Source organism: Leucobacter celer subsp. astrifaciens (assembly GCF_001273835.1).
Classification (GTDB): Bacteria; Actinomycetota; Actinomycetes; order Actinomycetales; family Microbacteriaceae; genus Leucobacter; species Leucobacter celer.
Genome location: NZ_JHEI01000059.1, coordinates 1 through 251 on the forward strand (window position 1 = coordinate 1; position 251 = coordinate 251).

Sequence of the window (251 nt, forward strand, 5' to 3'; positions counted from 1 at the left end):
ACCCCCATCCGCTCCTCAGCGTCGCACGCTCACATCAGCGTCCGCGGCGCTCGCGTCCACAACCTCCGAGACGTCGATCTGAGTATCCCGCTCGACTCGATGGTGGTGTTCACCCGCCTCTCCGGCAGCGGCAAGCCGAGCCTCGCCTTCGACACGCTCTTCGCCGAGGGCCAGCGCCGGTACGCCGAGAGCCTGCGCGCCTACGCCAGGCAGTTCCTCGCCCAGGCCGACCGCCCCGATGTCGAACTCAT

General features: G+C 68.9%; 1 protein-coding gene. It reads left to right on the forward strand.

Annotated features, from left to right (window positions below):
• Nucleotides 1-6 precede the first annotated feature (6 nt).
• Nucleotides 7-251 (forward strand): hypothetical protein (locus AMS65_RS20245; protein WP_157501933.1); only part of this gene is annotated, 245 nt, incomplete at its 3' end.